This is a genomic window from Acidaminobacter sp. (genome assembly GCF_030247605.1).
Taxonomy (GTDB): Bacteria; Bacillota; Clostridia; order Peptostreptococcales; family Acidaminobacteraceae; genus Acidaminobacter.
Genome location: NZ_JAOTSB010000034.1, coordinates 1 through 22,687 on the forward strand (window position 1 = coordinate 1; position 22,687 = coordinate 22,687).

General features: G+C 51.0%; 26 protein-coding genes. 5 read left to right on the forward strand and 21 right to left on the reverse strand.

Features of this window, described 5'->3' with window-relative positions; genetic code table 11:
* A partial coding sequence (locus tag OEL90_RS15235; RefSeq protein WP_300689246.1) for a transposase occupies window positions 1-92 on the forward strand: 92 nt, incomplete at its 5' end.
* Window positions 93-107: 15 nt separating this feature from the next.
* Complete coding sequence (locus OEL90_RS12860) at window positions 108-1,325, forward strand: RNA-guided endonuclease TnpB family protein (protein ID WP_300689220.1); 1,218 nt, start codon at window positions 108-110, stop codon at window positions 1,323-1,325.
* Window positions 1,326-1,638: 313 nt separating this feature from the next.
* Here OEL90_RS12860 and OEL90_RS12865 read toward each other — a convergent pair whose 3' ends face one another.
* From OEL90_RS12865 to OEL90_RS12935, 15 genes are all read right to left on the reverse strand, one after another.
* Complete coding sequence (locus tag OEL90_RS12865; RefSeq protein WP_291402501.1) at window positions 1,639-1,965, reverse strand: DUF1904 family protein; 327 nt, start codon at window positions 1,963-1,965, stop codon at window positions 1,639-1,641.
* Between the two features lie 63 nt (window positions 1,966-2,028).
* Window positions 2,029-2,355 carry a DUF1904 family protein gene (locus OEL90_RS12870; RefSeq protein ID WP_291402498.1) on the reverse strand — a complete coding sequence of 109 codons (327 nt, stop codon included), beginning with the start codon at window positions 2,353-2,355 and terminating at the stop codon, window positions 2,029-2,031.
* 90 nt (window positions 2,356-2,445) lie between these two features.
* The gene (locus OEL90_RS12875; protein ID WP_330583737.1) at window positions 2,446-3,795 is read right to left on the reverse strand and encodes a hemolysin family protein; all 1,350 of its coding nucleotides are present in this window, start codon (window positions 3,793-3,795) and stop codon (window positions 2,446-2,448) included.
* A gap of 304 nt (window positions 3,796-4,099) precedes the next feature.
* Window positions 4,100-5,185, reverse strand: coding sequence for a tRNA 2-thiouridine(34) synthase MnmA (gene mnmA / locus OEL90_RS12880; RefSeq protein WP_291402496.1), 1,086 nt, complete (start codon window positions 5,183-5,185; stop codon window positions 4,100-4,102).
* 17 nt (window positions 5,186-5,202) lie between these two features.
* On the reverse strand, window positions 5,203-5,652 hold the full coding sequence (gene nifU / locus OEL90_RS12885; RefSeq protein ID WP_291402494.1) for a Fe-S cluster assembly scaffold protein NifU: 450 nt from the start codon (window positions 5,650-5,652) through the stop codon (window positions 5,203-5,205).
* Entirely contained in the window at window positions 5,652-6,830 is a 1,179-nt protein-coding gene (gene nifS, locus OEL90_RS12890; protein WP_291402493.1) for a cysteine desulfurase NifS, read from the reverse strand. Before nifS ends, nifU begins: the two co-directional genes overlap by 1 nt.
* A 131-nt stretch (window positions 6,831-6,961) precedes the next feature.
* Entirely contained in the window at window positions 6,962-7,420 is a 459-nt protein-coding gene (locus tag OEL90_RS12895) for an RrF2 family transcriptional regulator (RefSeq protein WP_291402491.1), read from the reverse strand.
* Window positions 7,421-7,876: 456 nt separating this feature from the next.
* Entirely contained in the window at window positions 7,877-8,464 is a 588-nt protein-coding gene (locus tag OEL90_RS12900) for a bifunctional transcriptional activator/DNA repair enzyme AdaA (RefSeq protein ID WP_291402489.1), read from the reverse strand.
* Window positions 8,457-9,407 (reverse strand): DNA alkylation repair protein, encoded by a 951-nt coding sequence (locus OEL90_RS12905; protein WP_291402487.1) that lies wholly within the window; start codon window positions 9,405-9,407, stop codon window positions 8,457-8,459. The genes OEL90_RS12900 and OEL90_RS12905 overlap by 8 nt, the downstream gene beginning before the upstream one ends.
* A 38-nt stretch (window positions 9,408-9,445) precedes the next feature.
* A complete protein-coding gene (locus tag OEL90_RS12910; protein WP_291402485.1) occupies window positions 9,446-10,096 on the reverse strand; it encodes a DNA-3-methyladenine glycosylase family protein in 651 nt (216 codons plus the stop codon).
* Window positions 10,083-10,610, reverse strand: coding sequence for a methylated-DNA--[protein]-cysteine S-methyltransferase (locus tag OEL90_RS12915; RefSeq protein WP_291402483.1), 528 nt, complete (start codon window positions 10,608-10,610; stop codon window positions 10,083-10,085). The genes OEL90_RS12910 and OEL90_RS12915 overlap by 14 nt, the downstream gene beginning before the upstream one ends.
* Window positions 10,611-11,021: 411 nt before the next feature.
* On the reverse strand, window positions 11,022-11,468 hold the full coding sequence (locus OEL90_RS12920; protein ID WP_291402481.1) for an HNH endonuclease: 447 nt from the start codon (window positions 11,466-11,468) through the stop codon (window positions 11,022-11,024).
* Window positions 11,469-11,568: 100 nt separating this feature from the next.
* Entirely contained in the window at window positions 11,569-11,769 is a 201-nt protein-coding gene (locus OEL90_RS12925; protein WP_291402479.1) for a DUF6440 family protein, read from the reverse strand.
* A 239-nt stretch (window positions 11,770-12,008) separates the two neighbouring features.
* Window positions 12,009-12,776, reverse strand: a complete 768-nt coding sequence (locus OEL90_RS12930) for an acyl-CoA dehydratase activase (RefSeq protein WP_291402478.1) — start codon at window positions 12,774-12,776, stop codon at window positions 12,009-12,011.
* 153 nt (window positions 12,777-12,929) lie between these two features.
* Window positions 12,930-14,087 (reverse strand): double-cubane-cluster-containing anaerobic reductase, encoded by a 1,158-nt coding sequence (locus OEL90_RS12935; protein WP_300689229.1) that lies wholly within the window; start codon window positions 14,085-14,087, stop codon window positions 12,930-12,932.
* Between the two features lie 518 nt (window positions 14,088-14,605).
* Here OEL90_RS12935 and OEL90_RS12940 point away from each other — a divergent pair.
* Together OEL90_RS12940 and OEL90_RS12945 are read left to right on the forward strand one after the other, a co-directional pair.
* Complete coding sequence (locus OEL90_RS12940) at window positions 14,606-15,646, forward strand: PstS family phosphate ABC transporter substrate-binding protein (RefSeq protein ID WP_291402473.1); 1,041 nt, start codon at window positions 14,606-14,608, stop codon at window positions 15,644-15,646.
* Between the two features lie 298 nt (window positions 15,647-15,944).
* Window positions 15,945-17,324 carry a hypothetical protein gene (locus OEL90_RS12945; protein WP_291402470.1) on the forward strand — a complete coding sequence of 460 codons (1,380 nt, stop codon included), beginning with the start codon at window positions 15,945-15,947 and terminating at the stop codon, window positions 17,322-17,324.
* 160 nt (window positions 17,325-17,484) lie between these two features.
* Here the strand turns inward: OEL90_RS12945 and OEL90_RS12950 are convergent, their stop codons facing one another.
* From OEL90_RS12950 to OEL90_RS12965, 4 genes are all read right to left on the reverse strand, one after another.
* Window positions 17,485-18,309 carry a tryptophan-rich sensory protein gene (locus tag OEL90_RS12950; protein WP_291402468.1) on the reverse strand — a complete coding sequence of 275 codons (825 nt, stop codon included), beginning with the start codon at window positions 18,307-18,309 and terminating at the stop codon, window positions 17,485-17,487.
* A 107-nt stretch (window positions 18,310-18,416) separates the two neighbouring features.
* The gene (locus OEL90_RS12955) at window positions 18,417-18,887 is read right to left on the reverse strand and encodes a hypothetical protein (RefSeq protein ID WP_291402466.1); all 471 of its coding nucleotides are present in this window, start codon (window positions 18,885-18,887) and stop codon (window positions 18,417-18,419) included.
* A gap of 154 nt (window positions 18,888-19,041) precedes the next feature.
* Window positions 19,042-19,323 carry a YtxH domain-containing protein gene (locus OEL90_RS12960; RefSeq protein ID WP_291402464.1) on the reverse strand — a complete coding sequence of 94 codons (282 nt, stop codon included), beginning with the start codon at window positions 19,321-19,323 and terminating at the stop codon, window positions 19,042-19,044.
* A 13-nt stretch (window positions 19,324-19,336) separates the two neighbouring features.
* A complete protein-coding gene (locus OEL90_RS12965; protein ID WP_291402462.1) occupies window positions 19,337-19,543 on the reverse strand; it encodes a hypothetical protein in 207 nt (68 codons plus the stop codon).
* Between the two features lie 373 nt (window positions 19,544-19,916).
* Here OEL90_RS12965 and OEL90_RS12970 point away from each other — a divergent pair, with 373 nt between their 5' ends.
* Window positions 19,917-21,065: an MFS transporter gene (locus OEL90_RS12970; RefSeq protein WP_291402460.1), complete on the forward strand. Its 1,149-nt coding sequence runs from the start codon at window positions 19,917-19,919 to the stop codon at window positions 21,063-21,065.
* 257 nt (window positions 21,066-21,322) lie between these two features.
* On the opposite strand, the gene OEL90_RS12975 is transcribed toward OEL90_RS12970, so the two are convergent.
* Together OEL90_RS12975 and msrA are read right to left on the reverse strand one after the other, a co-directional pair.
* On the reverse strand, window positions 21,323-22,177 hold the full coding sequence (locus OEL90_RS12975) for a PhzF family phenazine biosynthesis protein (RefSeq protein ID WP_291402458.1): 855 nt from the start codon (window positions 22,175-22,177) through the stop codon (window positions 21,323-21,325).
* A 27-nt stretch (window positions 22,178-22,204) separates the two neighbouring features.
* Window positions 22,205-22,678 (reverse strand): peptide-methionine (S)-S-oxide reductase MsrA, encoded by a 474-nt coding sequence (gene msrA, locus OEL90_RS12980; protein ID WP_291402456.1) that lies wholly within the window; start codon window positions 22,676-22,678, stop codon window positions 22,205-22,207.
* Window positions 22,679-22,687 lie beyond the last annotated feature (9 nt).

The following is a 22,687-nucleotide window of genomic DNA, read 5'->3' on the forward strand; positions in this document are numbered from 1 at the left end:
ACTTATGGAATCCAGGTTATTTTGTCGTTACGTATTCTGAAAATACTGAAGCTGAGATCAAAGCTTACATACAATCACAAAAAGAAAAATAGGGCGGTGCTGAGGGCATGCTGATTGAAAAGGGCTACAAGTACCGAATTCAACCCAATAAAACTCAGCAGGAACAACTCGAGACCATGTTCTCAGCAAAGCGCTTCGTCTGGAATCATTTTCTGAAACTGAATATGGACCGGTATGAAAAAAAGGAACACCTCATCCCCTACAATAAGATGTCGAAGTTGCTCACTGAGCTTAAGGGAAATCATCCATGGCTCTATCAGTGCGAAAAATCTGTTTTGCAGAACACACTTAAAGACTTAGCGAGTGCTTATTCACGTTTTAATAAAGGTCAAAAGAAATACTCAAAGAAAACCCTGGAAAAAGCAGCGCGGACAGGCAAAGCGCTTACCTTTTACGATCTGGAAGGACATCCGAAATTCAAATCTTACAGAGATTTAGTCCAGTCCTGCAAAATGAGCTGGACTGGAAACAATATTGAGGTCAAGGAAAAGGAAGTTCAGTATACCTCATCCGGCAAGTATAGAAAGCAAAACTGCAAAATCAAACTTCCAAAAGTAAAAGATGTCAAAATTGCCTATTCAAGACCCTATCAAGGTAGAATGGTGTCTGCGGCGATCACAAAAGAATCAGATGGAAAGTATTACGTCAGCCTGTGCTGTATTGAAATAGAGCATGAGCCAACTGCTGCGACGGGTTCAAATGTTGGTATCGATATGGGCTTGAAAGCGTTCTATTACACCTCTGACAAGGAAGTCGCGGAAAATCCAAAATATTACCGAAAATATGAAAAACGCATGATCAAAGAGCAGCGAAAGTTAAGCCGTCGTCAGAAGGGCGGAAAGAATCGAAACCGACAGCGCGTCAAAGTGAGCCGTTGGCATAAGCGGGTTAGAAACTGTCGAAAGGATTTCATTCACAGGCTGAGCACGTCGCTGATAGAACGCTACGATCAGATCTTCATAGAAGATCTAAATGTGAAAGGTATGATTAAGAACAGAAGACTGGCAAAGAGCATTGCTGACGCGGGCTTTTCAGAGTTCTTCAGACAACTGGAATACAAAGGTAAATGGAATTATAAGCTGGTTCGCAAAGTAGACAGGTTCTATGCATCCAGTCAAATCTGCTCTAAATGTGGTCATCAAAGTGAACAGACAAAGGATTTAAGTGTAAGGCTGTATCGGTGCGAAGAATGTGGATTAGAGATCGACAGGGATTTCAACGCGGCCATCAACATTCAAAAAGAAGGATTAAGAACTGCAAGTTAACGTAACAAGAACCGCAGGAACTGTGGGGATAGCTTGGTATATTTCGCATCGATGGATGTGAGGACCCAAGAATCCCGTGACTTCAGTCATGGGTGGTTCAATGGAGCGCTTTAGGAATTTTGCAGGTCTGACCCCGCTGGATCACTAAAATGCAAGATTTGTGCAGGTCTGACCCCGTTGGATCCTCATGCGGATCTGCGGCTAAGGTCTATTGACACCGGGCGTAACTTTTAGACTTTTTCAAACAACAAAAGGCCAACAAGTCGTACTCTATTACGCACTTTGTTGGCCTTTGATTTTATCTTTTTTACAATTAATAAACTTTCGCATTAATATAATAATCGCCCTTTTTCAACTCCGTGAAGATGATTTCAACATGCTCGTAGCCCTTGGCACGTAGTGCCTGGTCAATGGCATTAGCCACCTGGTCTTTGACAATCTGACCGCGTTCGATCCACTTGACTTCTATGACGGGAGCTGGTTTGACGATCTCTCCATCATAGACAAAGGCGCTTTCAACGCACTCAAGGGTGAACACGTTTCTTGGGGCATTAGTGAGTCCGGAAAGTGTATCGACCAATTTGGTGCTCATTTCTTTGATTTCTTCGATTTCGACGCCTTTAAAGATTAATTTTGGCATGTGGCAGTCCCCTTTCAATATGTTTTTTTGCTCGAATTAGAATTGAAAACTTTGAATTAAAACTTAGTAATGTACTGCATTCTCGTAGTAACTTTCTTTTCCAAGGGCTTCAAAAATAATTTCGATGTTTGGATAGCCTTTGCTCCGCAAAGCTTGATCTATGACACTGACCATTTCGTCTTTGACTGCCTGTCCCCTGTCGAACCACAACACCTGGATGACGGGATTGATTTTAACAATTTCTCCGTCGAAGACAAAATCACTGTCGTTCACCTCAAGAGTGAAATAGTCCCTCGGTGCGTCTGCAATTTTTGCCAGAGCGTCGACCAATTGGGTGCTGACGTCTTTGACTTCTTCTTGTTTAACGCCTGAAAAGATTAGCTGTGGCATATTGGTTCTCCTTTACCAATTTTTAAGGGAAGAAAGCGTTCTTGGCTTTCTTCCCTACAATGAACTTTAAACTTTTGTTGGATCACCCTGCTACTCTTCTACAAACTCTTCTTCGTCTTTTTGCGTCAATGTCACTCTGACTTTGGTGACGCGCTTTTCATCGACTTCCAGAACGAGGAAGGTCAGGCCGTCGTAGTTGAAGGTTGGGTGCTCCCCTTCATCCGGAATGTTGCCCAGTTCGCCGATGATAAAGCCGGTGACGGTTTTGAATTCTTCAGTGGGAAGGTTGACTTTGAAGTAGGCTTCGAGGTCTTCGAGGCTGGCGAGACCTTCGACAAGGTAGGAACCGTCGTCCTGAGGCGTAATATCCTGGAGGAGGTCGTCTTCGTCGTCCTCGTCGGAGATATCACCGACGATTTCTTCGAGTAGATCCTCGAGGGTGACAATGCCGGCGGTGCCGCCGTATTCGTCAATGATGACGGCCATGTGGACTTTGTTCTTTTTGAAGTCCCGCAGGAGATCATCTGTATGCTTGGAGGTTGGGACGAAGTAGGGCTTGCGGAGGAGGGGCTGGAGGCTGAAACCATCGGCAGAAAGCTCTGTATTGAAGGAGCCGGCGAGATACTGAATGATGTCCTTGGAGAAGAGGATGCCGACGATGCTGTCAATAGTATCGTCATACACCGGGATGCGGGAGTACTTCTCCTCGTTGATGAGGGTCACGGTTTCCTCCAGGGTAGCCTCGAGGGGCAGGCCCACGATGTCCATGCGGTGGGTCATTATATCGTCGACAGTCTTGTCGTTGAATTCAAAGATGTTGTTGATCATTTCCTTCTCGTCGATTTCGATGGTGCCCTTCTCCTCGCCGACGTCGACCATCATGCGGATTTCTTCCTCGGTGACGTTTTCGTTTTCGTGGAGGGGGTCAATGCCGAAGAGGCGGACGAAGAAGTTGCTGGAAAAGGTTAGAAAGCGGACGAAAGGATATGTAATGACGGAGAGAAGCGTGACAGGGCCTATGACGGCCATGGCAAAGTTCTCAGCGTTATGGCTGGCGAGGCGTTTTGGGACGAGCTCGCCGAGGACGAGGCTGAAGTAGGACAGGACCAGGGTGATGAGAACGACTGATAAGTTCACCTGGGTGGCATCTGATAAATTGAAGTTCATCAGTGTTGGTTTCATGAAGATGTAAAGACGCGGCGAAAAGTAGAGCGCGGCGAAGGCGCTGGCCAGGAAGCCGGCCAGGGTGATGCCGACCTGGATGGTTGCCAGGAAGCGGCTGGGTTCGCCGAGGATTTTTCTGAGTTTTATGGCTTTAAGATGGCCGTCTTCTGCCATGGACTGTATTTTCTTGTCGTTCAGGGAGATCAGGGCGATCTCGGAGGCCGAGAAGAATCCGTTGAGCAGGATCAGGGCGGCCAGGAGGAACAGTGGTGTCATCAGGTGTCATCCTTCCGGAAGCTGTGATGGCGTAGAGGGTTGTATGTAGTGCAGCTCTATGCTTAGGGGTGTGTTTTGTCCAGGTAACGATTTGGTTTGTTTTTGTCACAATTTTGAGAACTCTATTGCTATTATAGCACCAAATAGGCGGTCTAAAACAAAAGATTGTGTAAATTGGAGGAAATCATGCAGGACGGGGGATGGGCGTAAAAAAAGCCCTGCAATTTTTGGCTGGCAGGGCTTCTGGTGGTGAGTTGGGTTGTGTGATTGTGACCATCGGCAGAACTCTGTTTTTGAAAGCGGTCTAAAGTATAGTTCCTCCACCTATCAGCATGTCGCCTACGTAAAACGCGACGGCTTGACCCGGAGTGATGGCGCGCTGCGGGGTGTCAAAGACAACTTTGACGCGGTCCTCCCCTGCCGGACTGAGGGTGGCTGGGGCCGGCGGCGCGGCGTAGCGAATTTTTGCCAAGACGCGCATGGGTTCTGTGAGGGTCTCGAAGGGCATGAAGTTGAGGCCGTTGGCATAGAGGGTGTCTGAGAAGACGTCCTCTGCCCCGCCTATGATGACGCGGTTGGTGTCGGTTTCGATTTTAGTGACATAGCCGGGCTGGCCCAGAGAGAGGCCGAGGCCTTTGCGCTGGCCTATTGTGTAATGGACAATGCCTTTGTGTTTGCCAAGTTTTTTGCCTTCCGGGTCGACGAAGTCACCTGGGACGATTTGGTCGCCAAGGTGTTCTGTGAGGAACCGGGAGTGGTTGTCGTCCGGGATAAAGCAGATCTCCTGGGAGTCGGACTTGCCGCCGACGTGTGGGTCGAAGCGGGACGCGATCTCGCGGACTTTTTCCTTGGAGTCGAAGTCGCCCAGGGGCATCAGAATGTGTTGGAGCTGGTCCTGGGTGAGGTTGCAGAGGACGTAGGTCTGGTCCTTGCGCTTCTCTTCAGAGAGGCGGATGACGTAGCGGCCTGTGTCCGGGAGCTGCTCGACTTTGGCGTAGTGGCCCGTCGCGACGTAGTAGGCGTCGAGCTCGTGGGCTTTTTTGATGAGGGCGTCGAACTTGACATATTTGTTGCAGGCGATGCACGGGTTCGGCGTGCGGCCGTGCTGGTATTCGTCTATGAAGTAATCTATGACTTTTTCTCGGAAGACGGGCTTGAAGTTGATGACGTAGAATGGGATGCCTATTTTGTCGCAGACGCGGCGGGCGTCGTCTATGGAGGACAGGCTGCAGCAGCCTCCCTCTTTTTCGACGTAATCGGGGTCATCATCTTCCCAGAGCTTCATGGTGACGCCTATGACGTCGTAGCCGGCTTCCTTGAGGAGCCAGGCGGTGGCGGTGCTGTCGACGCCGCCGCTCATACCGACGACGACGCGGTTTTTATTTGGCATTGCTGTGATCCTCCGTTTTAATGCTCGTGCTCATCGTCCTCGTGGCCGTGGTCGTGACCATCGTCATCCGGATTGAAGTTGGCGAGTTCCTCGAAAGTCAGGCCATTCTTGTTGGCATAGTCGAGGAGCGCGGCTTTGATGGCTTGCTCAGCGAGGACGGAGCAGTGGATCTTGACCGTCGGGAGGCCGCCGAGGGCAGAGATGACTTCCTGGTTGGTGAGCGTGAGGGCTTCCTTGATAGTGCGGCCCTTGATCAGCTCTGTAGCGACGCTGGAAGACGCAATGGCGGACCCGCAGCCGAAGGTCTTGAACTTGACATCGACTATGCGGTTGTCTTCAATTTTGAGGTACATGCGCATGATGTCGCCGCATTTCGCGTTGCCGACTTCACCCATACCATCGGCATCAGCAATCTCGCCGACATTTCTTGGATTGGTGAAGTGTTCCATGACTTTTTCGTTATACATTAGCGGGTTCCTCCAGTGGCTTTTTCATATAGTGGTGAATAGCTGCGAAGTCGCTCAACGATTGGCTTCAGCTGCTCAATAACATAGTCGACGTCTTCGTCCGTGGTGAATTCGCCAAGGGACAGACGCAGGCTGCCATGGGCAATTTCATGAGTCAGACCAATTGCCATGAGAACATGGGACGGATCCAAGGAGCCCGAGGTACACGCCGAACCGCTTGAGGCGGCGACGCCCACGAGGTCGAGGCTCAGGAGCAGGGACTCGCCTTCGATGAACTCAAAGCAGAAGTTGACATTGCCCGGGTGGCGCTGGGTGCGGTGGCCGTTGAGGCGGATGTAAGGAATCGTGGCTTCGATGCCGGCGATCATTTTGTCTCTCAGGCGGATCAGGCGGGCGTTGTTTTCTTCAAAGCCTTCCGCTGCCATTTCGACAGCCTTGGCAAAGCCGATGATGCCCGGAACGTTTTCCGTGCCCGGTCTTCTCTTCTTCTCCTGTGCCCCGCCGTCCATGAGGTTCTTGATGCGGACGCTTTTACGCACGTAGAGGGCGCCTATGCCCTTTGGTCCGTAAAGCTTGTGGGCGGAGAAGCTCATGAGATCGATGTTTTGCTTGTTGACGTCGAGCTCGATCTTGCCGAGGGCCTGGACGGCGTCGGTGTGGAAGAGGACGCCGTGCTTTTTGGCGATGTGGCCTATTTCTTCAATGGGCTGTATAGTGCCGATCTCGTTGTTGACAGCCATGATGGAAATCAGGGTGGTGCTTGGCCGGATTGCTGCTTCCAGGTCTTTGAGGGAAATGAGACCATCGGCATCCGTCTTGAGATAGGTCACTTCGAAGCCTTCCTTTTCCAGCATCTCGCAGACGTGGAGGACGGCGTGGTGTTCAATAGTGGTGGTGATGATGTGGTTGCCCTTGGCTTTGTTCGCATAGGCGACGCCGCGGATGGCCCAGTTGTCGGACTCGGTGCCGCCGGCGGTGAAGTAGAGCTCGTCGGCGTGGGCGCCTATGGAGTCGGCAATCGTCTGGCGGGCGCTCATGACGCCTTTGCGGGCTTCGCGGCCGAAGGCGTGGACGCTGGAGGCGTTGCCGTAGATTTCGGTGAAATAAGGGAGCATGGCCTGGACGACTTCTGGTTTGACGGGTGTGGTGGCGGAATGGTCCATGTAGACGCTTCTCATTGGGCAGGACTCCTTCAGGATAATAGTCTGATCAATTTTTCTTTGCGGTGCCTGTGGTGCGCTTTTGTGGTGCGCTTTAAAGATTTATTTTTGCCGATGGTCAGCTGCCAGCGCATTGACCCTTCAATGAATTATTTGTTGCAGAAAAATTGTGTGTCGATTGGGCCGGCATGCATGCGCTTGTGGTCGAGGACCATGTCCTTGAGAGTAATGGTCGTGACGACTTGAAGCAGGCTGTCGCGCATTTTTTCGTAGATCATGTGGGTCACGCAGTAGTCCGCCTGCTCGCAGGCGTCGTCGCCCAGGAGCCGGACGCATTCTGTGGGGCCGAGGGGGCCTTCGAGGACGGTCAGGATGTCGGCGACGCTGATCTGGTCAGCGGGCTTGTTGAGGAGGTAGCCGCCCTGTGCGCCGCGGACGCTCTTGACGAGGTCAGCTTTTTTCAGTGGCGCGATGAGCTGTTCCAGGTAGTTGACGCTGATCCCCTGCCGCTCCGCAATGGAAGTCAGGGAGACTGGGACGTCGCCGTCGTTCAGTGCCAGGTCGAACATGGCTTTGAGGCCGTAGCGGCCGCGTGTGGAGAGTTTCATTTTTGTCACCTCATAGGGTTGTGGTGGTACTGGTTGGAGAAAGTGAATTAGGTTGTGTACAATGTAATTTTTATTGTCTTTATGATGTTGGGATTTTTGTTGTGATTTTTGTTGTGATTTAGTGTTGTGATTCAATCCCGAGTTTATAGGTGGGAATTCAAGTCAAGTATAATACGTGGTTAAGGTTGTGTCAAGGCTCACTGGGCGGAATTACGGCAGAAATCTTGCACTTTTTCACGTACAAAGCCGAGTGGATTGGTGGGGGATGCGGTTGGAATGTTACTGAAATATTACAAAGCTCTGGCACCGGTTTGAGTTGGGTGTCAGACACTCAGGTGAAGTTGGTGTCTGACACCAAAGTGAGTTGAGTGTCTGACATCAAAGTGAAAGTTGTCCGCGTCACCAGCATTGACTTCAAATAAAAAAGGCGTCTTCGCGGACACCTTCGTTTAACTCTTATGAATTAGTGTTCTGTTTTCTGTACTTCCCTGGCGAAGTGTGGTAAGTGCGCTTGAAGGCGTCATAGAAGGCGGATTGGCTGGAAAAGCCGCTGTCGAGGGCAATTTGGAGTATGGGTTTCGTGGTGGTGAGGAGACCATCGGCAGCAAGGGAGAGGCGTTTCTGGGTAATGAGCGCCGATGGCAGGCTGCCGTAACGAGTCTTGAACGCAGATTTAATTGGGTCCTGATGTGCGCCCAGGGCCTTCATCTGGGCGGTTAGAGACTCCTGCTCCAGGAGATGTGTCATGATGGCGTTATAGATTGCCTCGACATTTTCTTTGTACGGTTCATAAGTGAGCAGGTCGGGCCGGCAGCGCTTGCAGGGCCTATAGCCGGCGCGTTGAGCATCATCACTTGTGTCAAAGAAGTCGATATTTTCGATTTTGGGGTTTTTGGACTTACAGGACGGGCGGCAGAAGATGCCGGTGGATTTGACGGCGTAGAAAAATTGGCCATCGTACGCCGGGTCGGAGTTGAGGACGCCGGCGAGTTTATCTTGATGGGTGGGTCGCAAGGGTTTTCCGGGATGTTCATTTTTAGCCACGGCTCTCCCCTTCTTTCATGGCTTTAATGAGGGATTTATACTCGGCGCTGACTTTATTGGATTCGAGGATTTTTTGGAAAGTCTTTTGGCGGACGAAGACATCCTGGTCTATGGCCGCATCTGACGTTGCTGTGCTAATCGCGCCTCCGCCTATTGCGGCTTTGCCTATTGCGGCTGTGCCTATCGCCCACCGTTGTTCAAAATGCGTTAAGGTTTTTCCCGAGTCAAAGGCGAAGGCTTGGGAAAGTCCCCAAGCGATGGCCATCTTCGCATAATAGTCTTTGTGAGTGTGTGTGAAAAGGGCTTCCAGGACATTGTCGATCCAGTCATGGGTTAAATAATGATTCAGGAGCATGACCGCACCAAAACGAAATTCAAACTCATGGTCGGATTTCAGGCATTCCATGAGAAACGGCCAGACCTCTTCCCTTCTATCTTTTGCAAATTTAAGCCCGGCACAGAAGCTGTCGCACACGGACCAGTTGTCAATTCTGGGGATGAAGGCTTTTAGGTACGAGTAGGTCTGACCCCGCATGTCACTTTTAAGAGACGAGTAGGTCTGATCCCACGTGTCATCTTTTGAGGACAAGTAGGTCTGACCCCGCGTGTCACTTTTGAGAGATAAGTAGGTCTGTGGCTTGCGCCTATCGACCCCACCTGTTTTTTTTGTGACGAACCCAATGACCATGCCCTGCAGCATAGTTTCTTCAAAATAGGTGTCTGTGGGCGTGCTGAGATAATGCGGCCAGTCACCTTTCGCGATGTCGCCCGCAATTTGGCGCAGGATTGGCAGCCTTACGCCAAGAAGGTTAGTCGTCCCCGGCAGCAACGCAGAGGCGAACTTTTGGTAACCGGGTTCGGCGAGGGTCTTCAGGAGGTTCTGGAGATCATCGTGGAGGGAGGTTGATTCATTGATCATGGATTTTTGCGAAGGCGTCAGCATAGGACCTCCAGGAATAATTTTTGTTCAAAATATGATGATTATATGATTTCGATAAATGCAGATTTCCATAAATAGATGGACGCCACCGAGCCATAGGGCGAATAGGCGGCTTTGCAGGTTTCAAAAAAATCTTTGCCGATGGTCGGTACTCCATACAGGTTGCACATACCGCGTCGGATAGCCGCGTCACCATAACTTAGGATATTGAGACGGAGGAAGCCGTGGATGAGGGTGATTTCGGATGACCATCGGCCAATGCCTTTTAAAGAGCTGAGGTGATGGATGGCTGCCTCGTCGTCCATAGTCGCGGCGGCGTTCAGGTCGAAGGCGCTGGAGAGGATGGCCGCGGCGGCTTGGTGGATGGCGGCGGCTTTGTTGCGGGTAAGACCGCAGGCGCGCAGGGCTTCCGGGCCGGCGGCATAGACGGTTTGGGGGGTGACAGTCTGGAGCTCTTTTTTGAGGCGGGCCCATATGGCGTCGTAGGCTTTGGTGGAAATGAGCTGGCCAGTGATGGCGCTGGCGAGGGCGGTGAAGGGATCCGGGGCGACGGGGCGTTCCAGGCGGCCAAAGTGTTGGATAGCGAGGCCAAGTGCAGGATCTCGGGCGGTCAGATGCTCCAGGGCGTGGTCCGGGTATGGGAGAAACTGTGGGTTATTCGGCGGTATGGCTTTGGAATTAGTTGGGGTCATGGGCAGTTGCTGCGGGAAGGACGTGCTCCAATTGGAGCAAGGTGGTTTTAACGTCGAGGCCGGCAGCAAAGCCGGTGAGTTTGCCATTTGTGCCTATGACGCGGTGGCATGGGGTGATGATGAGTATGGGGTTGCGGCCGCAGGCGGTGCCCACTGCCCTGGAGGCGCTGGGGCTGCCTATGCTTTTGGCGATGTCAGCATAGGTTTGAGTAGTCCCATATGGGATTTGTCTCAGGGCGGACCACACGTTCTTCTGGAAGTCGGTACCGGTTGGGGCAATTGGAAGGTCGAAGGTTTGGCGGGCGCCGCTGAGGTAGTCTTCCAGCTGCTGGTGAGCCTCTCGGATTAGAGGTGTTTCTTTGAGGATGGGTGGCGGCGTGAGACGGCTGTTCTCTGAGCTTTGGAAGTTAGCGGCGGCGTCACCGATCAGAAGATGGGTGATGGCGGCGCCGTTGTCCGCTATAATGACAGGGCCGAGACGGGTTGTGTAGGAGAAGTAATGGACTTGCTGCATGTGGGGTCGCCTCCTGAAAGTTGGGTGTTTAAGGCTTGACTGTCTAATAGGATTCTAAGAGTTAAAGGAAGAAATGATTACTTTCATTGTAATATAAATGGCCAAAGATAACTTCCAGAAAAAGCGGAAGTAATTTGTTTAAATATAAAATGAACCAACGGGGTCTGAAGTGCCTGGCGGGCTCAGACCTGCATTGTTGAAGTACCTGGCGGGGTCAGACCTGCATTGTTGATGTACCCAACGGGGTCAGACCTGCATTGTTGAAGTACCCAACGGGGTCAGACCTGCAAAACCATTAATTTGAACCAACGGGGTCAGACCTACTCAAACTTATTCGTCAATACATGCGGGGTACAGATGGGGTCAGACCTACTACTTCGACAGATGGGGTCGATAGGCGCAGGCCGCAGCTTACTCGTCTATTTCAGACTGATGGAAGGCAATAATTTTTTCGATCTGGTTAAAGCGAACGTAAAAGCGGTGGCCTGGGGATTCAAAGACGGTAAAGTCGCCGCTGGGGTAAGAGCGGTGAATGCTGTGGACCCATTCGATCAAGGTGTCTTTTGGGATCGTGATGCTGGACTTGGTGAGGATGTGATGGTCGTCGTAAGCTTCTATGAACCATGCGATGTGTTGGGATTCGACGTCCATCGGCATAGTATTTAGTTTTTCGGCGTTGCAGGACTTGCAGGAAGCGACGAGGTTAAAGACGTCGTTGGTGCCGCCGGCACTCTTGGGGAGGTAGTGGTCGATACTGAGGGTGCCCATTTTGAGGGGCTTGCCGCAGAAGAAGCAGGTGCCGCGCTGGCGGTTGAAAAGGTAATGGCGGTCAATGGTGACATATTTTCGCGGGGACATGGTTCACCTGCCCTTCTTTTTTTAATGGTGGGTATTACAAAAGGCCGCAGTGGTCTACGGCCTTGGTGGGTGTTGGGACTTGAATTATGTGCGGTGGATGTTAAAGGTGGGTGTTGTCTTCAACGCGGGAAATGACGGGTTTGCCCTCGCGGTCTACCAGGAGGGTCAGGCCGGCGGCGGAACCATCAGACACAAAAAGGTAGTTGACGCCGGTTTCTCTATCAACGATAATCCGGGAAACGCTGATCTTGCCCTGGGAATAGATAGTCTCGAAGCGGTTGTCGCCTTTTTTGCCAAACATGGTCTGCCCCCTGTTCCGGTTGGGTGGTGGTTAGTTGTGATATAGATTTGAGACCAGTATATCAAATTGAGGCAGGGCCTGTCGAGAGAATTGAAGGGGACTTGCCGATGGTAGGCGTAAACCAGACCATCATGTGCCACAAAGTGTCTGGTACAAAAAACAAAGCGGTACCTGTCACTCAAATGAACTTGGGGTCAGGTACCGCAATATTTTTGTAACATTTCTCAAATTTTGCGCAGTTAGTCGCAGATTTCCCGCGCAAGCAAAGCCGCACCTATAGCGCCGGCGAACTGCGCGTCGCAGTGATGATGGACCTCAAGCTTCAGCTTTTCAGAGAGCATGTGCCTGAGGACATTTGAATTGGAAACACCACCGGTAAATATGAGTTGATCCAGTACCGAGATTCGGCTGGAGAGGTGCTGGATACGTTGAGAAATAGAACTTAATATGCCAGCGGCAATCGCGCCTTTGTCCGTTCCCTGGGCCAGAAGCGAGATAATTTCGCTTTCAGCGAAAACTGTACACATGGCGTTAATCGTGACAGCCTCATCATACCGTGCCAGTTGATCGAGTTCATCCACCTCGACTTCCAGTACATGGGCCATGACCTGCAGGAAGCGGCCTGTTCCGGCTGCGCATTTGTCGTTCATGACGAAGTCCTGGACGCGACCATCGGCATCTACGGAGATGACTTTACTATCCTGGCCTCCAATGTCCACTATGGTTCTGGCATTTGGATTGAGATACACGGCACCGCGGGCATGACACGTGATTTCAGTGACTTTTTTGTCTGCATAGGGTATGGAAACACGCCCATAACCTGTTGCGACAACGCGGGTGATATCCTCCTCGCGAGCACCTGCCTGTGTTAACAAAGTTGACTTGAGCAAATTGGCGGTCTCTTTGATATTCCAACCTGTTGGAAGAATCACTTTTTCGAGCCGGTCGCCTTGGAGAATCGCACCTTTGGCACACACGGACCCAATATCGATACCCATATATATCATTAGTTGAGTTCCTTTCTGTTTTGCTTATCCCGGCTTGGATTCCTGCTTGGATTCCTGCTTAGATCCCAGCTTAGATACCGGCTTATTCAGTCGGCCATTTATAATAAGGGAATAATATAACCCCCAGACCTACATTAAGCGGCTTAAAGCAGTTTAAAGCATTTCTATAAAAGCGCCAAGACGTGTTTTGAGCTGACCTGTATCCGATGATGCATAATCAGTTTCAAGAGCTATATACGGCAGGTTGTGTTTTTCCTTAACGTGGCGCTTGACGGAGAATCCTTCAATATTGTAGGTATGGCAGGCTTGCAGCACGACGTCAACAACGCCGTCCACCTTGAAGCGGGTAATGAGCTCGCTGAGCTTGTCAAGTCGGTCCTGGTTATTGGACATGACGGAGCACGGGGTGTTGAGATATTTGCGGGCAATGCCGTCGATGGGCTCAAGGGTCTCATCGATCATTTCCTCGACTGCTTTGGTACCGAAGCAGTTTTCGTAGGTGACAACGACGCCGCCATTTTCCTCAATTGCAGTTATTATTTTTTCCGTAGCGCCGGCTATTGTGCAGCCTGTGATGAGAATTCTCGGAGCGTTTTCTGAGATCTTACTGCCCTCAACTTTATATGTTTCGTAGATTTGTTTTGTCAGCGCCTGCATTTCCACGATTTGGGCTTCCTTGTCAAACTTAAACTCAGAGCCATAGAGGGCCTTGTGGATGTCGAGGCCGCTGACCGGCGGCGGTGTGAGGCTCATCAGGTTGTAGAATTCCTTAAGGGTTTCCCTTTGGCGGTTTTTAAGTTGAATGGCCTTCTTTAAATCCTCATTGGTGATCGTCACATTGAATTCCTTTTCAAGACGCTCTTTAAAACTTTGAACTTCTTCCCTGAAATAATCCAGGGATCTCTGAGATTTCCCCTCGTTTGGCAGCTGAAGGATGTGGGTCGGTTTGACTTCATCGAGGAGCTCATACATTTTCTTCTTCCCGTCGCAGGTGGTTTCACCGACAATCAGGTCAGAAAAGTAGAAGTACGGGCATTTGTCCGTGACAGCGAACCCATAGCTGGATTTGACGAGCGGGCAAAGGTTCCGCGGGAGGACCTTTTCGGATTCTGGGATCGTTTCATCGCTGGTGGCGCAGAGTCCGACGGGGACGGCGCCGGCGGCCATAATAACTTCGACGGGCGTGAAGGTGCAGTAATAGCCAACGAGATTTTTGCCGGCGTCTTTCACTGCTTTGGCGGCGAGGAAGCCTTGCTTGCGTGCATCGGCAAAGCTTTCAAAGATTTCAGGGAGAGTATTTCTTTCTGACATGAGTGTGCCTCCTTGGTTGGGTTGAAATAGGGTGAGTGCATTTTATAATTTTTGGAACTATGTAAGCGTTGTCGCGCATCATTTTATAAAACGTGCGGTCCCATACAGTTTACTAGGTGAGCTAAAGATCGTGAAATCGAAAGTTTGAATTGAGAATGGGGATCAATAAGTAATTGTCATACGGCATGTGTTCAAACCACCAATTTGTTCAATTTGAAGTCATAAAACCAATTTTGCCGATGGTCTCCCTGTCGCCAATTTTACAGCGCAAAAAAGCAGGCTCTAATAGACACCTGCTTGATAGCTGTTCAATCACAACTTAAAAGTCCAGACCGCCCTGCCCTCTTCCAGAGTGAGTGTGACAGTTGGACTGAGCTCGTTTAATAGTTCTTTAATAACAAATGGAAATTCAAAGTGATATAGTCGAGTTAGATAAACCATTCACAATTAAGGTTGGTTAATCATTAAAAATTTAGCTGCGTTCACCTTAATGTCCCATTTGCCAGGAGGCGCTGATCATGCCCGAAGAAATAGTGAAGAAAGAGACCAAAAAATGCAATTGTCCAGGCAAAGAAAGTAAACCTCTCAGCAGAGTAGTCACCATTCTTGTGATGTTCCTCGTCCTTTTGATGGTTGGCGCTGGCTGCAGCCGAGAGATGGAGAACGGCGGGCCTGAAGTGAACAGCGGGGGTCAGACCCAGTCGGGTGAAGAAAAGGATAGCGGGGATAACAGCGGGGGTCAGACCTACTCGGACGACGCCCCTTCCTTCACACCTGAAACTTACCCCAGGGTTGATGGTTCTACAGTGACTATTCCCCTCTCTGAAGCCTTGGCCGCCCGTATGATGGACATGTCTATGGAAGAGGTTCGACCTTACATTTTACATAACAAAACACACCAGGCATACGTCAACCTCATAGAAAAAAAGACGGATCTGATCTTCGTCACCGCCCCTTCCGAAGAGGAGCTTGCACTAGCCAAAGGGGCCGGGGTTGAGTTTGAAATCATTCCGGTAGTCAGCGAGGCTTTCGTGTTCCTGGTGAATGCGGATAATCCCATTGCAGGTCTGACCCCGGCTGAGCTCCAAAACATCTACACCGGAAAAATGACCAACTGGAGCGAGGTCGGCGGAAAAGATCTCGACATCATCCCCTACCAGCGCCCGGTTAACTCCGGCAGTCAGACGGGTTTTCTTGACATGGTCATGCCAGGTCTGACCCCAATGGATCCACCCATGGAGCAAGTGGTGGCAGAGATGGGCATGCTGATCGACGCAGTGGCCAGTTTTGAAAACGGCGAAGGCGCCATAGGTTACTCCTACTACTATTTTGTCATGGACATGTGGGGGGCTGAAAACATCAAACTGATCGAAGTTGACGGCACAGCCCCAACACCGGAAAGCATTACATCAGGCACCTACCCTTTCACCACTGCCTATTATGCCATCATGCGCCGGGACGAGCCAGAGGAAAGCCCTGCCAGACAAGTGGTCAGCTGGCTGCTTTCGGATGAGGGGCAGACCCTCGCAGAGGAGACAGGTTATGTTCGGGTCAAATAGAACTCCTTTGGGATTAAACCGGACCCGACTTCTCTTATCGCTCTTTATAGCCACTTCGCTGCTGATTTCCGGCTGCACGAAGCTCACAAACACACAGGAAACGCCGCCAGTGAATCCAGCAGACTCAACACCCGAAATCCAAACTCCTGACGCGGCCTCAAACAATAACCGCGATCCCCTCGAGCCCGCCCCTCAACCTGACCTGTCTAACCTGATTACGATCCTGAATCCATCAACGTTCAAAACTCTTTATGTTAACCCAATCACTTTCATCCCCTCACAGCAGGAGGTTCCGGGGGTGATCTGGCAAAGCACGTTCACAATTGAGGGTCTAAAGGACCAAAGCATCCAGGACGCCATCAACCAAGACCTTACCAATCTCTATACAGCCCTGGAGGAAGCCGGCCTGCCACCCTACCGCGGCATTTTTCAGCGCATCCCCCCAGGCACCCAGCCAGTGTCATCTAACCTGAACGCCACCTCCGCCTTCAATTTTGAAAACCTGCTTTCCGTCGCTGTCTACGCGGATCAAACCTATACAATGGAAGACCGGTCAGAATACACCAGCCGCCTGGAAGCCCGCAATTACAACCTCCGCACCGGCGACATCGTGCCGCTTCCCGAGCTCTTTGCCAATCCCGAAACCGCTATGAACCGCATCAATGACGAAGTCGCCAAAATGCTGAGCAGCCAGCACCCCGACGAAGAGCCGGGCTTCGAAAACGGTCTGTACTGGTTTCCGAGGCTGACCGCCCCCTTTAAGGGCCTCGAGGCCAACCAGAAGTATTATCTCCAGCCGAGCGGTATCGTCATCATCTTCGACCACCAGACCCCGGACTTCGACACGGGCTTTTACCCCGCCCAAATCACGCTTCCCTTCCACCTTTTCGAAGGCGAGCTGGCCATCAGAGAGCGCTTTGCCGATAGTCGCGGCACCAACCCCTACCTCACCACCGGCACCAGAGACCAGCAATTCGTCCAGTCTGACACCTTCTTCACCCAGCAGATTACCGCCGGCGACGAAACAGTCGAAAACAGCTCGGTCAGAACCTACCTGCACTTTCGCTACCCCAATAATATGCCGCCCGCCATTCAAGCCCTGGCCGAAACGACTCTCGAAGAGAGCAGACAGTTCCTAAAAACCCTTACGTCCCCAAAAAAACTCAGCGCAGGCGAAGAGCCCTATGCTGAGTTTTCGCTGGACATCACTGATGTTGGCCCCTTTTACACCCTGCGCCACTCCGTTTACAGCAATTGTGTACCAGACGGGGTCAGACCTGCTGGGTCAACAGACGGGGTCAGACCTGCATCGTCAACAGACGGGGTCAGACCTGCATATTCCGGAGAGTCTGTTTTCACCATTCGCGAGGGTCAGCCCCTCGACCTGACGACCAATCCGTCCTTCTTCGCCAGTTATGAGGCCGATGGTCGCCGGGTTACACTTGAAAGCTGTTTCGCACCCGGTGTAGATTATAAAGCACTGCTTGCCGTCGCCTACAATAAGCACGCCACGCAGTATGGCTACCCTACTATCCGAGAAGACCAAATCGACAACGTCAGCTTTTTAATTGGTCACACCGGCCTTGAATGTTACTTTCCCGACCTTGGAAGTTACGGCTATATGGGCATTGAGTACAAGGATTTGGGCTGCGAGAATTTAACGATCTTCGATAGGTGAAAGATTAATCATGCTTCCAAAAAGAAAAGTAAGGCCACTTGGCACGCCTGAAGTCGGGAACCGACCTCAGGCCATGCCAAGCGGCCTTACTTTTTACCTTGGTGTACCGTAGACCACCACGAAACACCATAATATACCATTTCCATATAACAAATCTCCCTCAATAGCGTCTGGAACCGCCGCGGCCCCGTCGGACCAAACTAACCCCCGAAGCCACATAAAGTCCAAAGAGAACCAAGACCCCGACACCAATCATTGCAGTGTACTGAATCATAGGATACTGCCCCGTCCAATAATCCCTGTGCTGGAGGTAAATCCCCACAAAGGCCCATACCACGACTAAAGCATACGCGTAGTTGCGATTTTTATACAAAGCCAGCAGTCCAAGGAGCACTGCGACAGCCATGACTACGACTGTCCAAATCTCTGGTGCCAACCCAAAGGCATCCCACTCAATACTAACAAAGAAAGCAGCGAAGTTCGCTATAGTTGCGACGCTGACCCAACCTAAATAGATCGAAAAAGGAAGATCCACAATAATGGACTGCAGCCCCGAACGTTCCCTCCGTGAGTCCCTGAGTTTGAGGAAAATCCCAATTAAGGATACGAGAAGGACCAGCATGAAAAGAATCGTCAGCGCCAGCTCCTGGTAATGCCAGAAGTATATCCAGGCCATGTTAGCTGCAGAAGCTATTATAAACAGTGCGCCTATATCCGATGTAACCCGAGAAACACCACGCTTTGCGCCTGTGGTCCATCCCATCTGGTAAATCACGAAAAATCCTAGAAGCAGATAAATGACACCCCAGATGGAAAATGTAATAGGTGCCGGGGCGAATAAATTGCGGTAGGCGTTCGATGCTTCCCCCGTTGTCAGCCCGTTGAATGGCAGGATGTTGGCAAGTGCGTTGACCGCCAGCGTGGCGGCGTAAAACAGGAGATTCAGATATTTCAGCGGTTGGCGAGATTTATTGTAAAGTTCCACAGGCATCACTCCCGTTAGTTGTCGTTTTTGGTGGGTGAAGGGTTGGGGGTTAAGGGACCATCGGCTAAAGCTTTGAAAGCTTTGAAAGCCTTAAAACCTTAAAAGCTTTACACTTCATCTGAGTTTGGGGATTCTTCCTTGATTTGATCAAAATCCTCAACGAATTCTTTGAAGCGCGCCATTTCATATTCCGTACGCTTCATGAAGGCTTTTTTCATGAGCGGGCCAAGGAAGCGCATGAAGCCGCTGAAGACGAACTCGTTTTCAGTGGACCAAAGCGTTTTGCCGTCGAGTTCCGAGAACATATTCGAGATGCGGTGCCAGAGCTCATCTGTCTCGTAGACGGCCGTGTAGGCGTCCGGCAGACGCATGTCAATCAGGGTTTCCGTCATTTCGAGGCTCTTCTTGCCTGTGTCAAAGACGAGACGCGTTTTGGCGTTGAGTGTGAAGGGCTCGCCTTCAAGGGTCTCAACAACGGTCAGGCCGCGCTGCCATTTAGGCATGTGTTCGGTCGCCATCATGAGCTCAAGGACCCTGCCTCGGGAATGGTTGATGACTATGGTATGATTATATTTCATATTTGGATATCCGCCTCTCTGGTTTTTGTTTTTGCCGATGGTCCACCGCCGCAAAAAGAAAGCGGCAGTATGTGCCGCCATAAAAACAAATTTTTGCGGGTTGGGGATCGTCGACGCTTAAGAGTTGCTAACCTTTTTAAACAGTTTAATCGTCTTAGAATCCTTCATGAGGATCTTCGTCTTCTTCATCTGCGTCGCAGGTGCCACAGCCACACCAACCACAGCTGCTCCAAAGGCCGCGGCATTTTTCTCTGAGGCCGCCAAACTGACCCTTGACGTAACTGCGGTTTTGCTTGCCGTCCCAAGGTGTCAGGAGAAATGCGATCATAGCCCCAATGGCCAAACCAATCAACAGACCTTCTACCAAGCGGATGGCATTCGTTTTTCGTCTGAGTTTTTCAAGCTCTTCATATTTATTTTTTCTTACGACTAACATGCACGTCACTCCTTTAAGCGTGTTTTTTGAATAACGGTTCGCCGTTAATGAATCTGCTGACGGTGTACGCGAACGCTGTCAGTGCGGCAATTTTCAGCAGCACGGCAAAGGCCGGCCCCTGATTGTGGCTGAGGATATTCAGATTAAAGAGCTGAATGGTGACATCCCTGTACTTGCTTTCGCTTTTGCTGATTTTTATGGGTTTTCTAAACGCGCTCATGTGATCACCTCTTAGGGCATTCATACCCTTTTCTCAATAAAAAATAAACATGGAATGTGAAAATCCGAAAAACATTGTACTGGAAAAAAGGGATAAATGTCTTTGACGCCGGCAGCAGAAAAACTTACTATGGACATAAGGTGGATCATGCGGGGTCAGACCTACTCGTGTACCACGCGGGGTCAGACCTACTCGTGTACCACGCGGGGTCAGACCTGCAAAAGTACCTGACGGGGTCAGACCCACTCATGTATGCGACGGGGTCGATAGGCGTTGACAGGCGTCAGCCGCAGCCGCAGCCTGCAAAGCACAATCGGCTTTTTCCGCCGCACCCGAACATCCCAACCTATTCTTTCCACGGAGGTATCCCCCTTTGAAAACCAACAAGAAATGGATGATCCTGGTCGCCTTTGTGTCGATCTTCGGACTCGCCATGTCCACCGGCATACGCGGCATTTTGGTGCCCAATTTCATAGAAAGCTTTAACGTGACGGACGGGCAGATTGGCATGCTCTTTACAGCCACAACCTTTTTCAGCGTGTTCGCCATTTACTTTGGCAGCCAGTGGGGCGAACGCTTTGGGCTTAAAAAAATTATTCTGATCGCCCAACTCCTGAATGGCGTGCTGTTTCTTGCCGTTTCACAAATTCAGAGCTACACGCTTTTCGTTATTGGCTACAGCTTGATTCAATTTTGCGTCTCCTTGCTCATTATCTCCCTGAACACCATGGCCACGGTCATTCAGGTGCGCTACCCTGCTATCTTAGTCAATCTCGTCCATTTCTTTTTCGGACTGGGTCTGACCCTCAGCCAAAGGGCCGGCGGAGAACTGGTGTCCCGCGGCTTTGACTGGGTCGATCTCTTCCAAATGGTCGGCATCCTCTTCTTTGTCACTGCCGTCCTCACCTTCTTTATGAAGGAGCCAAACGCTATGACCGGCGCCTCGAAGGTCAGGCTGAGCGCCCTCCCCCACAAAGCCTATCTGGTACTGCTGGCCCTTGGCGTCGGTTTCTACGTCGCGTCCGAGCTTCAGACCGCCAACTGGATTGTCTATTACCTCAAAACCATTTACAACTTTGCCGAAGACAAGGCCGGTGAGATCAGCGCGGTGTTTTTTGGTCTGTTTACCATCGGCAGACTCCTTGGAGGGGTGATCGCTGAGAAGCTGGGGTACGTGCGCAGCGTCGTAGTGTTCACCGCCTGCGCGTCGGTCCTCTACATCAGCGGGATGCTCCTCGGTGAGGCCGGACTGTACCTGATTGCCGGGTCGGGCTTCTTTTATTCTTTAGTATTCCCGATGGTCACCATAATCCTAGCCCGCGACTTCGGACAATTTCGGGCGACGGCCATCGCGCTGGTGTCGACGGCGGGCAACTTGATGACGCTCATCACGAGTCTCCTGATTGGCGGTGTGACGGATTGGGTCGGAATTGGAATAGGCTACTGGGTGATTCCAATCTCCATTACGTTGTCGGCGCTGTCGTTCATGGCAGCATTCAGCCGTCAGAGGAAATTGAGCTAACACATTGGGTCAGACCTGCATGGTTCAGCCGACGGGGTCAGACCTGCAATAATCCTGCATAATTTAATCAACAGGGTGATCCGTCGGGGTCAGACCTGCAATAAACTTGCAAAATTTGTGAATCGTCGGGGTCAGACCTGCAAAATTCGTAAATTTAAAAAGCCGCTGAGCTTGAGAGGATGCCGGGAAAGATGACCACGGGCAAACACTTTAGCTCAGCGGCTTTAATAGTTAAAACGCCATTCGATTTGATTAAATCAGATTGGCAGACGGATTCTGCCTTCGATGGCCACATAAGCGCGGCCGGAGATTTCAACCGTGCCATCGTCAAGCAGATCGAGGATCAAGCGGCCACCGCGCTTCGAAGACTGCACGGCGACGAGGTGCTTCTTTTCGAGCTCCCGGGACCAGTACAGCGCCAGGACCGTGTGAATGGAGCCGGTAATAGAATCCTCATCCACCCCAATCCAGGGATTGAAATACCTGGAGGCAAAATCATAATCCTCAGGATTTGAACTCCTGCAAGTAATGCACAGGCCGCCGAGGTCAAAATCAAGGTCAATGCCCCGCAGCTTGTTGAAGTCAGGCTTGATCCGCGACAGCGTCAGCTCGTCATCCACCTCAATGATCAGCTTCTTGAGATTGCGGCTGTACACAGCCCGCTGATAATTGTTGATGCCGAGGTACCAAAGCACCTGCTCAGAGGGGTCCAGCGCCTCGTAATCGTCCACGGGCAGCGTAAGTGTAATGTAGCCCCCTGCCGTTTTAGTAGAGATTTCGCCGATGATCGTCTTAAACACAATGCAGGGCGCACTGACACCCAGCTCCTGCTGAATCACTTTGGCCGCCGCGAGAGTCGCAGACCCGGAGAAATGGACCTCCGTTTCCGGCGTGAACCAGCGCAGCGCATAAAAGGCGCATTGATTCCGCATCACCTCATGGGGCTGGCGGATGACAAACGCGGTCTCAGAATGGTTCAGCTCAGAGGCGATCATCTGCATGGTCTCCTCGGAGAGCGCGTCTTCAAGCAAAATGACCCCGGTGGGGCTGCCTGCGAAAGGCGCGTCAGTAAAGGCATCGACGTGAAAATAGTGAAGTTCTTTTAGATCCATTGGAGATCACTCCGTTCAGCGACTTGATCAGTCTAGCTTGATGTGGCAATAGCCGCCGGGATTCTTTTTCAAATAGTCCTGGTGGTACTCTTCCGCTTCATAAAAATTCTTCAGTGGTTCGAGCTCTGTTCGAATTGGCAGATCATAGTGTGACCGCACTTTTTCGAAGTAGGCTTCAATGACCGGTCGGTCGGCCTCGTCCACGTAGTAAACGCCCGTGCGGTACTGATTGCCAATGTCTGGTCCCTGTCTGTCGATCAGCGTCGGGTCAATGACACTGAACAGCTTGTCGAGCAAGGTGTCCAGGCTGATGACTTCAGGATCATATTTGATTTGGCAGGCTTCAGCGAATCCGGTCTTGCCGGTGCAGACCTGCTTATAGTCAGGATCTTCAGTGATGCCATTGGCATAGCCGACTTCGGTATCCTCGACGCCGTCAATTCTCGAAAAAAATTCCTCGACGCCCCAGAAGCAGCCGCCGGCAAAGAAAATTTCCTTCATTTGAAAATA